We start from the raw sequence: 19,570 nt of genomic DNA on the forward strand, positions 1-19,570 counted from the left end.
CTAAAAATATAGTTGCTTTTAAATTTTTTCTTTCTTTATGTACACATATTTATACTGTTTCGACAGCGGTGCGAACTCTTTGCCTCCGCCGACGAGGAACTTCGGAAAATATTCGACAAACTGAAGACGCATAGTATGAACAAACGCGCCAAGCGCCGACGATGCCGTCGCGAAGATATGGCCGAGTACCAGCAGGATTATCGCCAGAACCATCCCGACATAAGGTATTTCACTGAGAGTTTTGCCGATGACATTAATGGCCATCGCAACGCCGGCAGAAGAGATGCCCAGTGCCATAAGACGCAGATAGCTCAATATATCGCCAAGATAAAAAACTGTGCTGAAGAGCTGGTAAGTTCCCATTCCTATTCTGCCGCCCCAGCCGCCTTCTCTCTGACTGAATAAAAGTATGACAGCCGCCGGGAGTATCGCGAATTTTATCGCGATTGAACCCAGTATCGCAGGCGCAAATCCCATTTTTGCCGCTCCGAACAGGGCGAGCGAATTAACCAGTAAAAACCATACGAGCTTGTCGCAAACCGCCGCGATATATTCTTTCCTTCTGGCAAGGTCAAAAAATCCGACAAGAAGGCCAAGCATTATCTGGAAATAACCGAGCGCTACCGCTATTGCGAAAAACTTCATCGGGTCGCTCAGCGGATCGAACCACATTGTCCTGTCGATAAGAGTGACAATCCATTTGATATTATATGCAACGCCAAGGTCCCGCAGACCTGAGCCGAACCAGCCGCCGGTCATTGCTCCGGTTCCGATTGACAATATTCCGCAGACAAGCAGCAGATATAAAAATCTCTTGTCGCCCTGAAGTTTCTTTATCAGATAAACGGATGCAGCGATAAGTATCAGGCCGCAGCCGACATCGGCAAGGCACAGAGCGAAAAAGATTGCAAAAAACGGTGCCAAAAACCACGTCGGGTCAACCTCGACATACATCGGCATTCCGTACAGTTTGGTGATTACCTCGAACGGTTTGGCTGCAAGGCTGTTCTCTATTTGAACGGGAACTTCCTCGTCCTGTGCAGGATTGATGAGATTAAAGCTGGTGCCTTCGAATTTTTCGAGGATGCTCCGTAGTTTTTTCAGGTCGTGTTTTTTTATCCAGCCTTCGAGTATGACTGTTTTTTCGCTTTCCGGCACGGCAAGTCTTGTCTGCTCGCGGCCGAGAAGATTTCTGTAATGGTCCGCAAGGATTTGGAGCTGCAGGCGATTTTCGCTTAACTGCCGAGCCTGTTTTTCGAGAGAAACAATCTGCAGGCGTGTATCGTCAATCTGCTTTCGTGTGTTTGTAATCAGTTCGGCCGGAGTACCTTTGAATTGCGATAAATTTACCGCTTCGAATTCGATGCTTCTAAGAGCTTTATAGACTTCGGCGGAATGTTCCTTAAGAGCGACGACAATACAGGCGATAAGCCTGTCTTTTGTGCCGATTTTTTCAATCGCCGCCTTAAAGTCTTTTATCTTTTCCGGTATGAGCACGAAATTTTTTTCAGGAATAAGCCCTAAAATCGCAGAGCTTTTTTCAAGTTTCTCCAAATCAGCCAGGTCAATGCCAAGTTTTTCCCACGGCAAAAGCATACTTAATTGCCCCTGTGAATGTTCCTGCTGGTCGCGGAGTTTATGAAGCTGATTTGAAAGTTTACTGCATACTTCGAGCATCTGCATAGCCTTGTCGGTATTAACCGCCGAGGCATATTCTTTTTCGCTGATAACCGCACGCGGTGCGAGCATTTGTGTAAATGTAGGTTTTGGGGCGTATTGATTTAAAAACTGGACCGTTGAATCAATCTTTGTACTTAATTCTTCAACCTGTTTCGGTTTTTCGACTTCGGTATGCAGTTCAGGCCAGTCTTTACTGACGTTGGCCCGCTGGGCATCGTGTATTTGCACCATGCCCGAATTCTGAAGGGCTTCCAGAACATCTGCCGCTTCAGTATGATAACTGGCGATAAGAATTTTTTGCATTAGAGCTATTGACATTGTTTGTCCGGTGAAACTCTTATTGTGTTTTTTCAGTCAGGCGATTACGCAAAAAATCAATGACTTTATCTGCCGCCGATTCTTTACGCTTCGCCGCAGCGGCTTTTAACTGCTGTTGCTGCTGAGCTGCTTTTTCCGTCATTTCTTTGGCCTGTTTTTGCCCTTGGGCCTGACCCTGCTCTTTTGATTTCGCAATCGCTTCTTTTCTCTGCCGCTGAGCCTCTGCGAGCCGGTCGTTACGGTCTTTTTTAACCTGCTCTTCGGTTTCGGCAGTGTATTTTTGAGCGTCTTCTATCAGCTTTTTCGCCTTGTTTTCAGCTTCTTTAATCTGTTTTATTAGTTCCATTTTTATACCATATATAGATTTGTATTATTTTGAACGCGAGCAGAAGAAGCAAGTATAGGTATTGTTGTATAAATTTCCAGAAAATTACCCCAGTTTTTTTGTAAGATTATCGGCATTTATTAACAAAAAACGGTCTTTCGTTAAAAAATACACAAATGTAGCTGTCAGGGCCTGTTTTGCCGATTATTAGGAGTTTTATGTGTGTCTGGGGCGGTTAGTTTCGGCGGTTTGTGCGATAAGGTAAGGTTTTTTTTAAAAAAATGGTACCAGAATAGCCGTGATATTTTATACCTCTACGGCCTGATATTCCGAGGCGAGTTGTTTTTCTCTCTGTTCACCCGGCTTGAAAGGCAGGGGCTGGGCGAATTGAATTACTATTTTTTTCATAAAAGAACTTATGTTTTCGACCCTGCATACAAAGCCGCTTCTTATATGATTTTCAAGATTGAAAGAATCATCCAGGTCATGGCGAGGTACGCTGAATCGGGCTGTTATATATTGACCCTGATATGGAGAGCTGTCTGAGAAACAAGTAAAGGCCGCTCCGTCACTGCTGATGTTAACCATCTGTCCCTGTGACAGAATATCTGTAAAATCTTCGGCAAACCAGACGGGCCAGTGATAGTTAAGACGTTTTTCTCTGCGGCGTTCCATTGTGTGTTCACTCATATTGCAACTCCATTTAATTTAATAGTTAAAGTTCGTCAAAAGACAAGCACGGGTTAACGAGAGCAGTTATAAAAATGACGATATTTTTTTTAAGAGTCGAAAAACTTTTCAAAACCCATATTTTGTTGGAAGAAAAAAACGCTGAATAAACCGCAAAGAATGCCGATGTCCGATAATCTTTGAAATTTATGCTGCGGAAAGATGAATTTATATCGATTTTACTTGACCCGAGGGTATGTTTTTTATTATACTTAGTATAAGAACGCTGGGTTTGGCGCAGACGCAAAAAAACTTTAAAGAACAAACTCCAGCAGGGGTGCCGGATGGTCCGACACTCCTTATTTTTGCGCCTGTTTTTAAAGTTTGCTTACCATCTCGGCAAACATATTTCCCCTCTGTACAAAATTAACGAACATATCGTAACTTGCGCAGGCTGGACTTAATAAAACCACATCGCCGTTCGTTGAAATTTCTTTTGCTTTATTCACCGCTTCGGTGAGCGAACCTGCCCGATAAATCGTAGGCACCGCTCCGGTTTTTTTTACAGATTGTTCGATTTTATCGGCCGTTACGCCAATCAATATTAATGCTTTCAGTTTATTGCTGATTTTTTTTGCCATTTCATCAAAAGGCAGTCCTTTATCGTATCCGCCTGCGATTAAAATTTTCGGCTCGCTGAATGCCTCCACTCCGACGACTGTACTTTCCGGCGTTGTTGCAATCGAATCATTATAATATCTCACGCCGTTGACGGTTCCCACAAGTTCGAGCCTGTGGGGCAGGGAAACAAAACTTCCTACTGATTCGACTAAATCCTCATTGCTGAGGCCGAAATGATAGGCTATGGTTATCGCTGCGGAAAGATTTTCAGCATTTGCCTTGCCGGGCAGCTTAAAAACTTCGGTCAGTTTGCTGTCGAGTTCTTCTCTGTCGAATAAAACACAAATTCTATCTGTTTTTTTATATTTTTCGTACCATTGACAGCATTTTTCATCGTAAGCGTTTAATACAGCCACATCGCCGGGATTTTGAAAACGCAAAATGTTTTCCTTGGCGCTGCAGTAATTTTCCATTGTTTTGTGTCTGTCGAGATGATTCGGAGCGATATTTGTAATGCAGCCTATATAAGGCGATTTTTTTATGCGGGCAAGCTGTTCGAGCTGAAAACTCGATATCTCAAGTACCACAACATCATTTTTCTTAATCTGCTCAAGCGTTTCGAGCAGCGGCCGATTGCCGATATTGCCGCTAAGCCAGACGTTTCCTGTTTTTATGTTTTTCAAAAGATGCGCGGTCAGGGCGGTAGTTGTACTTTTTCCGTTTGAGCCGGTGATTGCGACAATTTTCGCGGGGCACAACTGGAAGAATATTTCCATCTGCGATGTTATAAGTTTGTTTCTGCTTTTCGCGGCGTCGATATAAGGGTTTGCTTCGTCAACCGCGGGATTAACGATAATAACATCCGAATCGGTAAAATCGGATATCTGATGGCCGCCGATGTGAAACTCGATATTCTTAAAACTTGCGAGTTCTTTTATCGAATCCGCAAGTTTTTTTTCATCGCCCTTGTCGGTTACGATAACTTTTTTGGCGAACCTGGCGGCGAATTTCGCGGTATCGACCCCGCCTCCGAATACACCCAGCCCCATTACAACAACAGATTTATCTTTGATAAAGTCGATACTCATTATTTTTGCTGTAATGCCTGCGCAAGCTCAATCTTGGCATCAATTACAGCCTGTTCTATACATTTTTCCCAGTTATCGCCGAACTGCTGAATATATTTTTCATTTTCATAAGCGTAAATTATAGACCTCGATGCGCTGATAATGGCACCGGTGCCGTCCGGTTTGCAGAATCGTACGCAATCAGCGGCTGTCGCACCTTGTGAGCCGAAGCCTGGAACCAGAAACCATATATTTTTATACTTTTCGCGAAGAGCCGTTGTCTGCTCGCCGCTTGTACCGCCAATGACCATACCAACGTTACTGAAACCGCTGTTGCCGAATCTCTGCTTTTGATTTGCGATTTGGGCAACTACTTCGGCGAGTTTCTCATACATTTTTACTCCTGCCGCATCGGCAAAATCCTGAATGACTGCCGCCGATGGATTACTCGCGCGAACCCAGACGAAAACACCTTTTCCCTGGCTGTTTGCCATATCTGCGAATGGCAAAATGCCGTCAGAGCCTGCAAAGCCGTTTATGGTGACAGCGTCGGGTGCAAATACATCTTCCAGTCCTTTGAGTTCCGGATTCTGAAGATGAGCTTGTGCATAATTTTCCGCGGTATGTCCGATATCGCCGCGTTTGACGTCGCCGATAATTTCAAGACCGAGTTCCTGCGCCTCGCTGATGAGCGAATAATAACATTCGACGCCTTCCCAGAGATATTTTTCAAAATAAGCGATATTTATTTTCACAGCCGGCACAAGCGGTGCGATAATTCTTAAAACTTTCGTGCTGAACTCAAATATAGCGTCAATCGATGCGGCAGCGTCTTTTTCGTCGCTTAGGCTTTTGGTTTGACGTATAGCAGCGGGTAATTTGCTGTAAACAGGGTCGAGACCTGCTATCAACTGGGTTTTCTTTGATTTGACAGCCTTATAGAGCCGGTCTCCGAAATGACTTGCCATCCTGTTCCTTTCAGTTAATATACTATTACTATCTATTTTAATCTTATTTAGCAGGAAATACTATAAACATAAAATTTTCTTTGGCAAGAAGGTAATGAAAATTTATTTCAATTATGAAAGAGTAAAGCAAAGCCTGAAAAATCCAAAAGTAAGAACAATTATTACTTTATCGGAATGGTTCCTGTTTTTTTTGATTCTGTTCTGGCTTATTGGACTTTTCAGTGTTCCCAAATATTACCGGCCGGTTAAGTCTGTATCCGATGGGCAGGTAAGCCAATATCTTACCAATCGTATACTTCCCGATATGCACAACAACTCGCAATATGACCAGCCGTTTGATATTGTTTTTTCCGAGAAGGGCATCAATGATATTCTCGTAAGGCATATTGACGCCAATAATCTGGGGAAATCGAATCTATCGGACGTCAGTGTTACTTTTAAACGGAACAGAATCCTGCTGACAGGCAAAACTGTTTATCACGGATTTAATTTTATTGTGACAATTGTCTTAAAACCATACATAAACAAAGAAGGATATTTTTTGCCGGGGATATCAAAGATACTGATAGGCAAAAGCCGTATCCCGTTTGCGGTCAGAGCAGTGAAAAGGAAAGTCCTTTACGAACTTACGGGCTTTTTTAAGGATTCTGATACCGCAAATTTTGTCGGGATATTGTTCAGCAGCAACAGGATAGAACCGGTATTTCCGTTTAATCATCGGAAACTTCGAGTTGAGAAAATAACACTTCAGGACAAAGAAGTTGTCATTAGTTTTCTACCTCAGCAGGATAATTAAGCACGATGGATATGAAAGAAAAATGTTTAAAACCGCAGTTTGAAATTACAGGCGAAGCTTTAATCGCAAGAGCGCCTGCGAAAATTAATCTTTCTCTTCTGGTCGCCGATAAAAGGCCTGACGGTTTTCATAATATAGAAACCCTGATGGCGAAAATTACGCTTTACGACCAGTTGCTTTTTGAAATCGGCAAGGCGGAAGGAATCGAACTTGTTTGTAATGGACTCTGGTCTCCGGCAGGAAAAGATAATCTTGTCTATAAAGCGTGCGGCCTTTTTTACAAATGCATCGACAAAAAACCATCAGTTAAAATAACCCTTACAAAAAATATTCCGGCCGGCTCAGGTCTTGGCGGGGCCAGCAGCGATGCGGCGACGGTTCTTCTGGCTCTGAATAAACTGCACGGCCAAATAGTTAATGATGACCAGCTTTATAACCTTTCAGGACAACTCGGAAGCGATGTGTCATTTTTTTTGAATGGGCCTTTAGCTGTTTGCAGTGGCAGGGGAGAGAAAGTGGTTAAAGTGGGCAACTCTCGCCCTTTTGCGGCAATTCTTGTCTTGTCTGACATAAATGTTTCTACTAAAATGATTTATGAAAATTTTGACGTGGACTTGCAGCTTTTTGGGTCTCTTGACGATGTCATAAAAGGCTATATTTCAAAAAACAAGATTGATTTAATACCAAAAATGTGCGCTAATATGCTTGCCAAAACATGTTTTTCATTGAATAATGAATTAGCTCTGTTAAAGGTAAAAATTCAAGAAATTACAAAACTGCCGACCTCGCTCAGTGGTAGCGGTTCAGCTTTGTTCGTGGTTCTCGATGCCGAACAATACCATAAAGCGGAAATATTACGGCGAGAAATTACAGATTCGCTTGACTGCAATTGTATAATAGTTTTCAACAACGAATGGTAGTTTTGTGAGGCGATTGTTATGGAGATTACCGAAGTCAGAGTAAAGTTGATTGCCAACAAGGACGAGAGACTCAAGGCATTTTGTTCAATGACCCTCGATAACGATTTTGTCATTCGCGACATCAAGGTTATCATGGGCACCAATGGTTATTTTGTTGCGATGCCTTCGAGGAAAATGAGCGACCATTGTCCTAAGTGCGGCGGGAAAAATCATCTCAGGGCAAGATTCTGCAATAACTGCGGGGCGTCATTGGGTGAGGACAGAGCAAAGAAGGATATGAAAGGCAGAATGAAATTACATGCCGATATAGCTCATCCAATCAATGCTTTGTGCAGAGAGACGATTCAGGCCAAAATAGTCGAGGCTTTCGAGGTGGAACTCGAAAAGTCCAAGCTCCCCGGCTATAAGCCCGTTGAGTTTGACGAGCCGGATGACGATGTTCCTGACGATGTGGCCGGGCATTCATAAGCCCCAATGGTTTCTGCAGAGAGAGATTAAGTAGGCTGTTGTTTAACACACCTTTGTGTTTCGAGAGGAGACAAAAGGTTGCGGTTCTATTCCGCCTTTATATAGCAGTTGTTTGATTTTACATCGTTGAAGCAATGAGAGGAGAGTAAACTACTTCAGGATTCAATAATAAGTTCTTCGAGTATTCTATCTACTGCGGCATCGAGTTTTTCATCGATTTCGTATTTGCCCATACAGATTTGCCTGCGAACGGTAGAAATCTTTTCAAGTCTGACTTCGGGCAGGTTGGATATTTTTTCGAGCAATTGGCCTATAGGCGTGCCGGCGCCTGCCTGGAGAAGTTCTTCCGCATGCAGGTCATCGGCAGAATTTAATTTTTCTACTCTTATATTGAGCGAGGATAGCCGGTTATTCAGTTTCTGAATTTTAATCTGTTCCATTGCAGTAAACCTTTCTTGTATGCCTTTTAGACCGGAAAAAATCCATTTTTCCGACTAAAACTCAAGGTTAGCAGGTTTTATCCTGCCGAGCCCCTATATGTTGTGCTCCCGCTATTCCCTTACGGCTTTCACTATTTCACTTCTAATACTGATATCGTCTGTATGAAAACTAAAACTTTAAAAAAGATTTGAACTTTTTTATAGATGTTTAAACGCCTTCCTAAAGCGTTAAAACTGCGTTTATAGCCCTGTTAACGCAGTTTCCCAGGGTTGTTTATTTTAAAGGCGGGTTTATCTGATTTTATGATTTAGGACGGCAGGCGACATACAATATATTGTGGTAGGGTGATTTTGAGCAAATTAAAATAAAGCGGATTTTATAAAAAAATAGGCTTATTGACTTAAAGAGCTTGACAAAATGGTTTTAAATATTAACTTTATACGCTTTCTGTATAATATAAGTTTCGGGGCCGTAGCTCAATTGGCTAGAGCATCGGACTGTCGATCCGAAGGTTGAGGGTTCGAGCCCCTTCGGCCTCGTTTGTTAAGTGATTGGCCAGTAAGCAGTTGTGTTTACTGGCCTCTTTGCTTGATACCCAGAAATGCCCTGCGGTGTCAAAATCATGTTAATTCCTGGCGAGGTTTCTTTTACTTATTTATACTCCTCTGTCCTGTGCCGTACGATTTGACCTTCAATCATATAAATAACATCCTCAGCGATATTAGTAGTATGGTCGGCGATACGCTCCAAATGGCGGGAAACAGACAGCAAATGAATAAGAGAATCTATCTGCTCAGGATGTGCAAGAATCGCTTTTTGCACCTTTAAGTACATCTGACGGTTCATATCATCGATTACATTATCAGTGCTGCAAACTTCCTGTGCGAGTCTGGGGCTCATATTTACAAGAGCATCGAGACTCTTCTTTAACATCTCCTGTGCGACACCTGCCATATTCCCGAAATCGAAAGCTATATCAGGTTTCGGTTGTGTAGCAAGAAAAACTGCCCGTTCGGCTATGTTTACCGCCAAATCGCCGATTCGTTCCAGGTCGCTGTTTATTTTCAAAACAGCAATTATAAAGCGCAAGTCTATGGCAACCGGCTGGTACAGGGCAAGCGTTTTGAGGCATTCTTCCTCGATTTCGACTTCCTGCTGGTCTATGGTAATATCGTTCTCTATTATCTTCTGAGCCAATTCGCTGTTTCTTTCTTCAATAGACAGCGCAGCATTGTGAACGGTAGATTCAATTTTGGCGCCAAGATTGAGTATCGTTTTTTTCAAACTCTCTATTTCTCTTTTTAAATGTTCAGGCATATCTGATTCCCATCATTAATATTTTTTCCCAACTTGTGAAACAAGGCTATACGCATACTGCTTATCCTTGATATTTATGGTTCCATCTTTATTGCCGGAAAGATGCGCATCGGCATAATCGAAGGATTCTGAAAGTTCGTTAATTATTTCTATTCTGGTCCATGGAATTATACGTACCATATTTATGCCGGCGTAAACGTCTTTTTCAGAATTCACCATTTTCCCAAAATGATAAGTTCTGCAGTCCATACGGACATAGGAAGAAGTTATCTCAAGTACATGACCTACAATTATATGATTGTGAGCTTCCGGATAGGTCTTGACGGTGCGAATTTTCCAGATTTTTATTTCAGTATCTTTCGGCATATCAACCAAACCTTCCTGTAATATAATCTTCCGTTTGTTTATTGGACGGATTACTGAATATTTTCGAAGTCAGGTCATATTCTATCATTTCGCCCATGCAGAAAAACGCGGTTCTGTAACTGATACGTGCGGCCTGCTGCATATTATGAGTAACTATAATGATTGTATAAGAACTTTGCAACTGAGCAATGAGGTCCTCTATTTTGCTTGTCGCTATCGGGTCCAGTGCCGAGCAGGGTTCATCCATAAGAATAACCTGCGGCTGAGTCGCCAATGCGCGGGCGATACAAAGCCGCTGCTGCTGACCGCCGGACAAGGCTAATGCTGATTTTTTAAGCTCATCCTTTACTTCGTCCCAAAGAGCGGCAGATTTCAAACTCTTTTCTATAATTTCTTCCAGCCTGGAATATTTTTTTATGCCCTGAAGCCTGGGGCCATAAGCGACATTGTCAAAGATGCTTTTTGGAAACGGATTCGGCTTTTGAAATACCATCCCCACGTGCTGACGAAGATTTACGAGATTGATTTTTTTGTCGTAAATGTCCTGGTTATATACCATTAATTTTCCTTCGGTGCGGGTATGGGGAATGAGGTCGTTCATCCGGTTTATGCTTCGCAGGAAAGTGCTTTTTCCGCATCCACTGGGCCCGATTATGGCAGTCACGCAGCAGGGGAAGATATTCATCGATATATTTTTTACTCCCGTTTTATTGCCATAATAGAAACTGAAATCGTCAGCGACGATAGCCGCAGGTAAATCCCGGTTGCAGACAGAGTCGGAATTCAAGTTTTTTCCTGCCGCTGAAATTTTTATTGTTTGTTTGTTGTTCATTTTTTTCGCTTCTAAAATAGAGTTTTGCATATTTTCAGTGTCCGTGAAGTTTTTTAAACAGCCTTGTCCGCAAAACGATCGCGATGGCATTGAGGCAAAGAACTAATATTATAAGAGTCGCAACCATTCCATATTGATTGTGCGGTACCATCATAGCGAGACGGTCGCCGACGGCCATATCGTAACTGCCGTAGGAAAGAGTTCTGGTTGACTGGAAAATCGACGAAGGAACGGGGCCAAGCGCTATGGCTCCTGTAAAAAGTATCGGAGCAGTTTCACCGGCCACACGGCTCAGGCTTAATATTACGCCTGTAAGAATACCGGGCATCGCGGCAGGCAGTGTTACAGATATGAAAGTTCTAAATTTGCCTGCGCCCAACGCAAGCGAAGCCTCTTTATATGTTGACGGTACGGTTTTTATAGCTTCTTCACTGGCGCGAATCATCACCGGGAGCGCTAATATGCTTAACGTCAAAGAAGCTGTAAAAATACACGGCTTGGAGGCGGCGCCAAAAGCCGGCAGAAGAAACAATACGAAAAATGCCAAACCGAACAATCCGAAAATAATACTCGGAACTCCTGCCAGAGAATTTATGCATACCCGAATTATTTTTATTATGAAATTGTCCGAGGCGAACTCCGTCAGATACGCCGCCGAGATGATGCCAAGCGGTATGACAAAAAGCATACTCAAAAGAGTCAGCAGTAATGTGCCGATAATCTCAGGCCCGATTCCGCCGAAGTAATGGCCGGGCGTACTGTCGTCGATTAAGTACTGCCAGTAAAACCGCAATTTGGGTTTCATCATTGTTTTAAGATTGTCCTTAATATATCCGAAAAGCGGTTCGATTTCAGTGCCGGCAAACTCTTCTGCACGTTGTGTTCTGGTTTTTACGAGCGGTAGTCCATCCCCCTGCGAGACCCATTGTTCTTTCCACAGGATTTTATCCAGTATGGACTGGGCCAAATCCCAGCGGGTCGCACCGAACTGATTCATCGCGGTTGCGGGCAAAGCTGCGCCCGGACGCGGCCCCAAAAGCAAAGTCAAAAGGTCTTCGATTTGGCCGACAGATTCGGCATATAGATGCTGTTTGGTCAAATCTGTTTTTTTCGCAGCTTTTTGAAAATCCGCGGCTATTACAAAAAAATCCTCGGCGGAGGTGCCTTTAAAATTTTCGTCCCCTGAAAATTTCATCACATAAGTAACACATTCAGCGATCTCGGCTTTATCTTTGCTTGCGAAAGCGATTTCAAGCCGGTCGCGGATGTCCTTAAGCGTAGAACGAATGTCAGTGTATTGCTGAGGCGTCAAATCTTTCCTGCGGAGTTCCTGACCGCAGCGGCGGTATATCGTTCTGACCTGTTCGGTCAAAGACTGCGTATCTATTCCTTTTTTGAAATCATCAATCGTATCGTATATTTTCTGCCGAACGGCGGCGGTTTGTTTTTTTTCAGCCGACAGTTTCATTTCATTGCCGCGGCGGAAAAGAGTAATCTGCATTTTGCGGAATTCCACTGTATCCCTGAAAATAACCGCACTTGTTCCTTTTGACAATATCGGCCCAAGTATCATAATAAGCAGAGTTATAATGACAAGAACTGTCAGCCATGTTACGGCTGTGAATATTTTATCAAAATGGCTGCGGGTTGTAATTTTCATTTGAGTGCCCCGGTTTTTTTAGCGGTGCGTGAAAGGAAATATTCGCTAAGGAGATTGAGGCAAAGAGTGATGACCAGCAAAAGCAGCCCGATAGCGAAAAGAGCCCTGTAATGTTCGCTGCCTTTTGCGGTTTCTCCCATATCGCCGGCGATTGTTGCCGTCATTGTTCTTATAGACAGAGACAAGTCCCACCATGGGTGAGGAATCCGGCTGGCATTGCCTGAAGCCATCCATACGACCATCGTCTCGCCGACAGCTCTCATCATGCCGAGTATAATTGCCGCGATGATACCGCTGTGAGCTGCGGGAATAATCACTTTAAAAATTGTTTCCATTCGAGTTGCGCCAAGCGCGTAGGAACTTTCCCGCAGTTCTCTGCCGACGGCGGATATGGCATCCTGCGAGACGCTTATAATTGTCGGAAGCGACATCACCGACAGTATAATCGCGGCGTTTAACGCGTTTACACCCGTGGTAAAGCCCAGCCTGTGCTGCATCCACGGAGCCAGAACCATAACCGCGAAGAACCCGTAAGCTACCGAAGGTATTGCCGCGAGAAGCTCTATAACAGGTTTTACGACGGATTGTACTTTAAAGGATACGACGTCGCTGAGGAAAACTGCCGCAAAGATTCCTGCCGGCACCGCAAAAATCATCGCTGTAACAGTAACGTAAATCGAACCGACTATTAAGGCCAAAGCGCCGAACTGGGGTTTTTCCGCCTGCGGATACCAGCCTGTATTCGTAAAAAATTCTGCCGGACTGAATTCACGTAAAAAAGGAAGAGCTTCCTTGATGATAAAGAAAAAAATCAAAAAAACCGACAGCACAGAAGTACAGGTTATCAGAAACAGAATTGACTGTCCCAAATAAAGACCCAGGCAGCGACCAAGTCCCTGGCTGTAATTAAGAACCAACGGCTGATGTTTGAGAACATCAGCCGCCGGTAATGCAACCTGATTTATTTTTGCCTCATTCATTTATATCTTTAGTAATGTGTTACAGGAACAAATCCCTTTGCTTCGATAATTTCCTGTCCCTTTTCAGAAAGATAGAAAGTACAGAATGTATAGCTCAGTGAACCGAGTTCAGGGTAACCGTTTGTGAACAAGAACAGCGGTCTTGAAAGCGGGTATGTACCGTTGGCAACGGTTTCTTTTGACGGCATTATGCCATTTACCTTCAGGCCTTTTACTTCTGCATCGAGGAACCCGATTCCAACGTATCCGATAGCGCCAAGGGTAGTTTTTACGCGACTGTGTACCTGCGGATTGGAACTGACATACTCGACGCTTTCGTCCATTTTAACCTTTTTCATTACGAAGTGGTCGAAAGTTTCATAAGTTCCGGAAGACGTATCTCTGCTGACTACTACGACAGGCATATTCGGGCCGCCAAGTTCTTTCCAGTTTTTAATCTTTCCGATATATATATCGTGAATCTGCTGAACGCTCAGTTCTGTGACGGGATTGGACGGATGAACTATTACACAAATTCCGTCCATTGCTATCGTGTGAGCAACGGGCATAACGCCTTTATCAACGGCCGATGTGAATTCCTCGAGTTTCATAAACCGGCTCATCATAGCGATATCGCATCGTTTGTCAATAAGGGCTGCTGCGCCGTTTCCGCTTCCGTTTTTGGTTACTGTAATCTTGATGTCCGGATAGGTCTTGTTAAAAGACTCGGTAAAGGCATCGGCAATCGGGCCGACTGTTGTCGAACCTTCGATTTGCAGGGCTTTATCTGCCGCGGTTACTTTGCCAGTTGAAACAAGAGCCAGCATCATCAATCCACATACAATCAGTTTTTTCATTTTTAATCTCCTTTTAAGTACTATACGTGTTAATTGTTAGAGTTTAGTTAGGATTATGTAAAATATTTATTAATAATCTTAACATTAGAATTTAAGCACCAAATCCGCCTGCAATCTTGTGTATTTGCTGTCTTTTTCTCCGGCTCCGAGCTGGTCCATAAAGTAAGTCAGGCCGGCCTGTAAGTTCTTTGCTATCTGATACTTAATGCCAAATCTGTGGCCCTTGGCATCGGTCCCGCCGCCGGCAAAATCGGAATCGCTGAACTGGCCGAGAACCGCATCAGCATCGAGACTTCGGTAATCATAAGAAAATTCCCATGAACCGGGGTCTTTGGCCTTGTTAAGACTAAAGCCGATAAGCCAGCCGGTATCTGCCGAACTTGTAGCCGCGATATTTTTCACATAGTCGCCAAAGACGGCCACGGGCATATCGTTGAATTTGAAGCCGTATTCACTGAAAGCCTCGACGATATCATAATCATTTTGATAATTAAAAGTACTGGAGTTGATACTGTTGCCAAGTGATTTTACGGGGGTACTGCTGCTCCATTGCTTATATAAGGACTGTTTTCCTTTCAAATTACCGTAGTTGTAATAGCTCATACCCGCGGTAAGATAATTTTTGTTTTCAAATGTATGCTTCAAATATCCCTGCGCACCCCATAGCGATATATTGCCGGTCGATGAAGACTGGTCTACCCAGAAACCGCCGCCATTGACATATAATTTGTTGGTTTCACTAAGAGACTTTTCATAAGAAGCGGCAATGCCTTCAGGATTCAAATCATCGTCCCATACAAGCTGACTGCCGCCAACTCTGTAGAATGGGTTCTTCATTTTTCCGCCGTACACGTTCAATCCTTTTACTGAAGCGGGATGCCAGTCGAAATACGCCAGGTCCAGCCATATCGCTTTACTCGAAAACGCGTTTTCAAGGGTCTGATTTGTGGATGTAGGGTCGGCCGAACCGCTGGCAATCCTGAATATCGCATTCCAGTCGTCATTTATTTTGGCGTCCAACTGAAGTCTTGCGCGAATGCGGTTTTTGTTGTCTCCGGCATTCCATCTGCCGTTGCTTTGTGAGTTGACCGTTTCGTGGCGATATCTTAAATCGCCGCTGAGTTTTACATTTTCAACCCATTTAAGATTGTCCGGCAGCAAAGAAAATTGTTTATCCTGGACAGCGGTTGAGATTTTTTCGTCTATTTTCTTTTCCTGTGTTTTCTGGCCGGCCTCAAGCTGCTCGAGTTTTTGCTGCATTTGCATTAACATTTTCTGCTGTTCGTCGAGCTGCTGCTTAAGCTGGGTGACTTCATCAGCCCTTACGGTGACAGGGCCGACGAAAAGAATCAGCAACACAATAGACATAAGCCCTTTCTTCATTGCAATCTCCTTATTAAAAAGCATCCGATTGTTTCGCTCGACAGACCTGTTCTGAAGAGCAGTTTTGTAAAAAGAATAAGCAGAAATTGTTAAAAAAATGTGTGATAAATATTAGAATTATGTTAATAAAACAGCAGGTGCACCCTTATAGAATGCACCTGCGCACCTTCCTCGTCCTGCTGGATGCTTTATTTATCCATCGCCTGCTTACCAGTTTTGGGCCAGGGTCGCGAAATCTACAAAATCAACTCTGCCGCTATGATTGTAGTCCATTCCTTCGCACCACGACGGTGATGAGCAGGTCTGGAGCCAATGATTTGCAAATGCCGACAGAAGAGTCGTTCTATACATATTCAGGTCTTCTGAAGTAACAAAGCCGTCGCCGTTAATATCGCCGTCAGCCCAGCCTTTGCCGTAATTTGTTCCTATATTGGTTATAATAATGTCTCGGTCATCGGCATCAATTTTGCCGTCAAGGTTGACATCGCCGTAGTTAGTTCCGAGAATGTCCATCACAACTATATCTATGTCCTGACCGTCAACAGTTAAATCGCCGTTCATATCGCAGCTCAAATCCATCCATGATGCGTCATTGAGATTGCTCCAGTTAAGGACGATGCCGCGTACGTTAAGATTGATTGACGGAGTCTGACCGAGAGCAGCAGCTTTTATTCCGCCTCTGAGCACATTATATATCCAGTCAATATCCTTTGCGTTGATGATGCCGTCAGCCGCTATCGGGTTTGCTCCCGGGGTAACTTTCATATCATTAGTATCAACGGCATTAACATCGGCACCGGCAATATCCGCTTTTGACCAGCCTGAATTCGGCTCATAAACTCCGCCTGTTGCCAGAACGGTACCGAAGTAATTTCCGCTGCCGCCGGTGGCTTTATCGGCATAATCAACTTGCGCGAAACCTCCACTGCGGTCAAGGTTTCCGGTTGCAGGGTCGATTGCAAGGCCATCGGCAAAATATCTTACATCGTTGGTATCGAAGTTCCCATTGCCGTCGAAATCGCCGATGATTTCAGGAACGACATAATCGCCTGTTTGTCCGCCGTAGTATCCGCCGTGGTTTACATTCTGTTCGAATGCACGTGGATTCTTAACTGCTTCGATAAGTTTGGCGATATCATTCATATTACGTTTATGTTTCTCGGTACTGATATAATTGAAATCGCCTGCGACTTTGTTTCGCTCTGACAGTTCGATGCCGGCATTAACGGTATTGCCGCCGTTATCGACGTATGAGGATGTCCTGCCGTCGCTGTAAGTTGCACCGCCGATAAGGACCGTTCTGCTCGGAGCCAAACCTGACGGCTTTACAGCACCAAAAGCGGGAATCGGTGTAAGTGTAAGTTCATGAGTACTTCCTCTGACGAAATCCTGTAAAGTCTGATTAAGTTTTGCATTAGGTCCGAAATAAGTTGGGTTGAGAGGACTTGGCATTTCATCGATAGATGCCACAAGGAAGTAATTATAAGCCATATACTCGCCGGGCATATTATAATTTGCACTAAGCCCGTTTGAATCAACAAAGTCAGCGATACTTTCAGTTATATTATTAATATAAGCCGCTGCATGCGGGTTTGACATAGGATAAGCTGCACCAGATTCCGGGCTTCCTACGGTAGCAAAAGTTTCATTGCCGCCGATTCGCCATCCGCTGTTCGGGTCGCCGTTATCAAGAATGTTATCAAGAGTTGGACGGAGATAAACCAAACCTCCGAGATTTTTAACGCTGCACACCTCGTACTTGCCGCCGTAAACATCGCCGCGGGCTCTGCTCGAACCGCAAAGGCCTGTATAACCGATGCCAAGCCTTCTTGTTTCGACAGCTTTTTCCAGTACGCCTGAGCCGCCGCAGTTTGTGTATTTATGGTCTTTTCCAAGTTTTGTTTCCGATTCCACATCGAATTTTTTCCCGACGTTATCGCCGCGTCCCCAGCTTGGGTCAACTCCCAATGTGTTCATTGCACCGTTACGTGTGCCGGAACCTGAATCACGTGTAGCAACCGCGAGATTTTCACCGCTGGGCATACGGCCGGTAACATTAAGATATTGTACTTGCTCTGCGTTGATGTTTCCTGAAGGAAGTCCAACACCCTGATTTGCGACAATCGCGATTGGAACCCAGGCGATTTCAGTATCAAATACAGTCTGGACATCCGGTGATGTCGTATTTGTATTAAGACTGCCGAGACTTTTTAATTTATTGCTCTGTGTGGTATCCCAGCATTTAAGAGGATTTCGGCCGTAGCCTGCTTGTGCCGGCGTTTTATCCCATTGAGCATCTGTATCTGCTCCGGTATAAACAAACCATGTTGTAGGAACGTCCATTACAGCAATGTCGATATTGCAGGGGTCAACAGGGCAACCGCCCGGCTGATAATAGTCGGCGATGCCCGGCTGAAGAACGCCCAGTTGTGCCCACATAATGCGATTAATATAACCATAATCTGCCGGGACTGTTAAATCGGTGAAAAGTTCAGGGTCGGCGTTATACCAGTTTACAAGGTCTGACAAACCATTTCCTGAACCGACTCCGCGATAAGCCACCGACCAATACGAGGACCAGCCTGAAGTTGTATATGTTGCCGCTAATTGGTCAACATAAGGCGAGTATTTCATAAAACCGTATAAGCCATCGCCATCGACATCAATATAGTCATTTGTCGAAGCCGGTGCAGTGAAGAAATCAGCGAAAAGCGTTGCGCCGCTGATGTTCACCTGATGCTGCTGTGCATAAAGTGAACTTGTCATTATCACTGCCACCAAAAACAATACTGAACCATTTTTTTTCAAACTCATCTTCATTTTACACACCTCCATTAATAATATTAATTGCTTTTTCCACTACTTATTACTTCACTTCATTTCTGCCGGTTATGCCGTAGAACTTGTCGCCCCATTCTCTTTTCTCCAGTGTTTCAAGAACGGTTTTTCTGGCAACGTGACCGTCAACATAAATAAAATTGGCACAACCTCCGAATTCTTTTGTTACGCCGGAACCTGAGTGATGTCTTCCAATCGCGTTAATGGGATGACCTGCACCGCCGTCGAGAAGGTCTGAAGCCTGCTCAACTTCTTTGAGAGACCTTAAACCAAAGTTCCTTGCCGCTCCATTGTCGCCGTAAACATAAAATGGTGTATTTAAAGGCGCTTTATAAACGGCGTTACCTTTGTATCCTGTGCCAACATGTGAGAACGCCAGAATGGGACGATGACTTTTGCTCAAAATTCCGCTGCCCTGCTGAACGCCGATAGCCTTCCAGTTATTATTGAATTCCGTCGCAAGGATGAGCGAAGCCGGATTTCTCAGTTCATCGCTGCGTACGAAACGATTTACTCTCTGGCCTTCGGACATTACGGGAGTAAACTTGTTGCGGGGAATAATCGCTGCGTTTGCGGTAATCGATATTCGCGGGGCCTGTCTATCCGTAAGATTATTTGCACTTGTCTGGCCGTTTTGGTCCTGCTGTCCCCTTTCCCAGTCTTCGCCTTTTGTACCGGGATTTGTCCGCGGTGCGCCGCCGGATTTCATAGAAGGACAGGTGAATACTTTGGCATCGCATTTTCCGGAATAAAACAAATACCACGACCAGTGGATATAACCGTACGGATGACTTGGGTCCTGGTTCTCTATGCTGTAACCGCCATCGGCGTTTGACGGATACAGATAAGAGGCCGGAAAATACTGGAATTCGGTTATGTAACAAAGCATTCCCGTACCAACGCCTCGCATATTGGCAGCACAGATGACTCCCTGAGACAATTTTCTTGCTTTGCTTAATGCAGGCATTAATACAGCCAGCAATAGGGCGATGATGGAAATAACCACAAGCAGCTCAACGAGAGTAAATCCGCTATTACCGGTTTTTTGTCCTTTTAACGTCTTAAAATGCATTTTTCAAACCTCC

Annotated in this window: 18 protein-coding genes and 1 tRNA gene; 4 read left to right on the top strand and 15 right to left on the bottom strand. The window is 44.1% G+C overall.

Annotated elements, in window-relative coordinates; genetic code table 11:
• Positions 1 to 18: 18 nt before the first annotated feature.
• The 5 genes from WC496_09765 to pyrF all read right to left on the bottom strand — a co-directional run bounded on the left by WC496_09765 (position 19) and on the right by pyrF (position 5,648).
• Entirely contained in the window at positions 19 to 1,998 is a 1,980-nt protein-coding gene (locus WC496_09765) for a V-type ATP synthase subunit I (protein ID MFA5293306.1), read from the bottom strand.
• Between the two features lie 19 nt (positions 1,999 to 2,017).
• On the bottom strand, positions 2,018 to 2,344 hold the full coding sequence (locus WC496_09770; GenBank protein MFA5293307.1) for a hypothetical protein: 327 nt from the start codon (positions 2,342 to 2,344) through the stop codon (positions 2,018 to 2,020).
• 285 nt (positions 2,345 to 2,629) lie between these two features.
• Entirely contained in the window at positions 2,630 to 3,013 is a 384-nt protein-coding gene (locus WC496_09775; GenBank protein MFA5293308.1) for a hypothetical protein, read from the bottom strand.
• Between the two features lie 356 nt (positions 3,014 to 3,369).
• Complete coding sequence (gene murD / locus WC496_09780) at positions 3,370 to 4,701, bottom strand: UDP-N-acetylmuramoyl-L-alanine--D-glutamate ligase (protein MFA5293309.1); 1,332 nt, start codon at positions 4,699 to 4,701, stop codon at positions 3,370 to 3,372.
• On the bottom strand, positions 4,701 to 5,648 hold the full coding sequence (pyrF, locus tag WC496_09785; protein MFA5293310.1) for an orotidine-5'-phosphate decarboxylase: 948 nt from the start codon (positions 5,646 to 5,648) through the stop codon (positions 4,701 to 4,703). The genes murD and pyrF overlap by 1 nt, the downstream gene beginning before the upstream one ends.
• A gap of 94 nt (positions 5,649 to 5,742) precedes the next feature.
• On the opposite strand from pyrF, the gene WC496_09790 reads away from it, so the two are divergent.
• The 3 genes from WC496_09790 to WC496_09800 are packed head-to-tail and all read left to right on the top strand — an operon-like array spanning position 5,743 to position 7,832.
• Positions 5,743 to 6,444, top strand: a complete 702-nt coding sequence (locus tag WC496_09790; protein MFA5293311.1) for a hypothetical protein — start codon at positions 5,743 to 5,745, stop codon at positions 6,442 to 6,444.
• Positions 6,445 to 6,455: 11 nt separating this feature from the next.
• Entirely contained in the window at positions 6,456 to 7,364 is a 909-nt protein-coding gene (gene ispE / locus WC496_09795; protein ID MFA5293312.1) for a 4-(cytidine 5'-diphospho)-2-C-methyl-D-erythritol kinase, read from the top strand.
• A gap of 18 nt (positions 7,365 to 7,382) precedes the next feature.
• Positions 7,383 to 7,832 (top strand): SpoVG family protein, encoded by a 450-nt coding sequence (locus WC496_09800; protein ID MFA5293313.1) that lies wholly within the window; start codon positions 7,383 to 7,385, stop codon positions 7,830 to 7,832.
• Between the two features lie 155 nt (positions 7,833 to 7,987).
• Here WC496_09800 and WC496_09805 read toward each other — a convergent pair whose 3' ends face one another.
• Positions 7,988 to 8,272 carry a flagellar biosynthesis anti-sigma factor FlgM gene (locus WC496_09805; GenBank protein MFA5293314.1) on the bottom strand — a complete coding sequence of 95 codons (285 nt, stop codon included), beginning with the start codon at positions 8,270 to 8,272 and terminating at the stop codon, positions 7,988 to 7,990.
• 466 nt (positions 8,273 to 8,738) lie between these two features.
• On the opposite strand from WC496_09805, the gene WC496_09810 reads away from it, so the two are divergent.
• Positions 8,739 to 8,812 (top strand) — tRNA-Asp (locus WC496_09810).
• Between the two features lie 112 nt (positions 8,813 to 8,924).
• Here WC496_09810 and phoU read toward each other — a convergent pair.
• The 9 genes from phoU to WC496_09855 form a co-directional block, all read right to left on the bottom strand.
• The gene (gene phoU / locus WC496_09815) at positions 8,925 to 9,590 is read right to left on the bottom strand and encodes a phosphate signaling complex protein PhoU (protein ID MFA5293315.1); all 666 of its coding nucleotides are present in this window, start codon (positions 9,588 to 9,590) and stop codon (positions 8,925 to 8,927) included.
• A 15-nt stretch (positions 9,591 to 9,605) separates the two neighbouring features.
• Positions 9,606 to 9,956: a hypothetical protein gene (locus WC496_09820; GenBank protein ID MFA5293316.1), complete on the bottom strand. Its 351-nt coding sequence runs from the start codon at positions 9,954 to 9,956 to the stop codon at positions 9,606 to 9,608.
• 1 nt (position 9,957) lies between these two features.
• Positions 9,958 to 10,788, bottom strand: a complete 831-nt coding sequence (pstB, locus tag WC496_09825; protein MFA5293317.1) for a phosphate ABC transporter ATP-binding protein PstB — start codon at positions 10,786 to 10,788, stop codon at positions 9,958 to 9,960.
• 34 nt (positions 10,789 to 10,822) lie between these two features.
• Positions 10,823 to 12,448, bottom strand: a complete 1,626-nt coding sequence (gene pstA / locus WC496_09830) for a phosphate ABC transporter permease PstA (GenBank protein MFA5293318.1) — start codon at positions 12,446 to 12,448, stop codon at positions 10,823 to 10,825.
• Positions 12,445 to 13,428, bottom strand: coding sequence for a phosphate ABC transporter permease subunit PstC (gene pstC / locus WC496_09835; protein MFA5293319.1), 984 nt, complete (start codon positions 13,426 to 13,428; stop codon positions 12,445 to 12,447). The genes pstA and pstC overlap by 4 nt, the downstream gene beginning before the upstream one ends.
• Positions 13,429 to 13,436: 8 nt before the next feature.
• The gene (locus tag WC496_09840; GenBank protein ID MFA5293320.1) at positions 13,437 to 14,264 is read right to left on the bottom strand and encodes a phosphate ABC transporter substrate-binding protein; all 828 of its coding nucleotides are present in this window, start codon (positions 14,262 to 14,264) and stop codon (positions 13,437 to 13,439) included.
• An 84-nt stretch (positions 14,265 to 14,348) separates the two neighbouring features.
• A complete protein-coding gene (locus WC496_09845) occupies positions 14,349 to 15,647 on the bottom strand; it encodes a putative porin (protein MFA5293321.1) in 1,299 nt (432 codons plus the stop codon).
• A gap of 207 nt (positions 15,648 to 15,854) precedes the next feature.
• Complete coding sequence (locus tag WC496_09850) at positions 15,855 to 18,467, bottom strand: dockerin type I domain-containing protein (GenBank protein MFA5293322.1); 2,613 nt, start codon at positions 18,465 to 18,467, stop codon at positions 15,855 to 15,857.
• Positions 18,468 to 18,513: 46 nt separating this feature from the next.
• Positions 18,514 to 19,557, bottom strand: coding sequence for a type II secretion system protein (locus WC496_09855; protein ID MFA5293323.1), 1,044 nt, complete (start codon positions 19,555 to 19,557; stop codon positions 18,514 to 18,516).
• Between the last annotated feature and the right edge of the window lie 13 nt (positions 19,558 to 19,570).

This window comes from Phycisphaerae bacterium, from assembly GCA_041652575.1.
In the GTDB taxonomy this organism is placed as follows: domain Bacteria; phylum Planctomycetota; class Phycisphaerae; order Sedimentisphaerales; family UBA12454; genus UBA12454.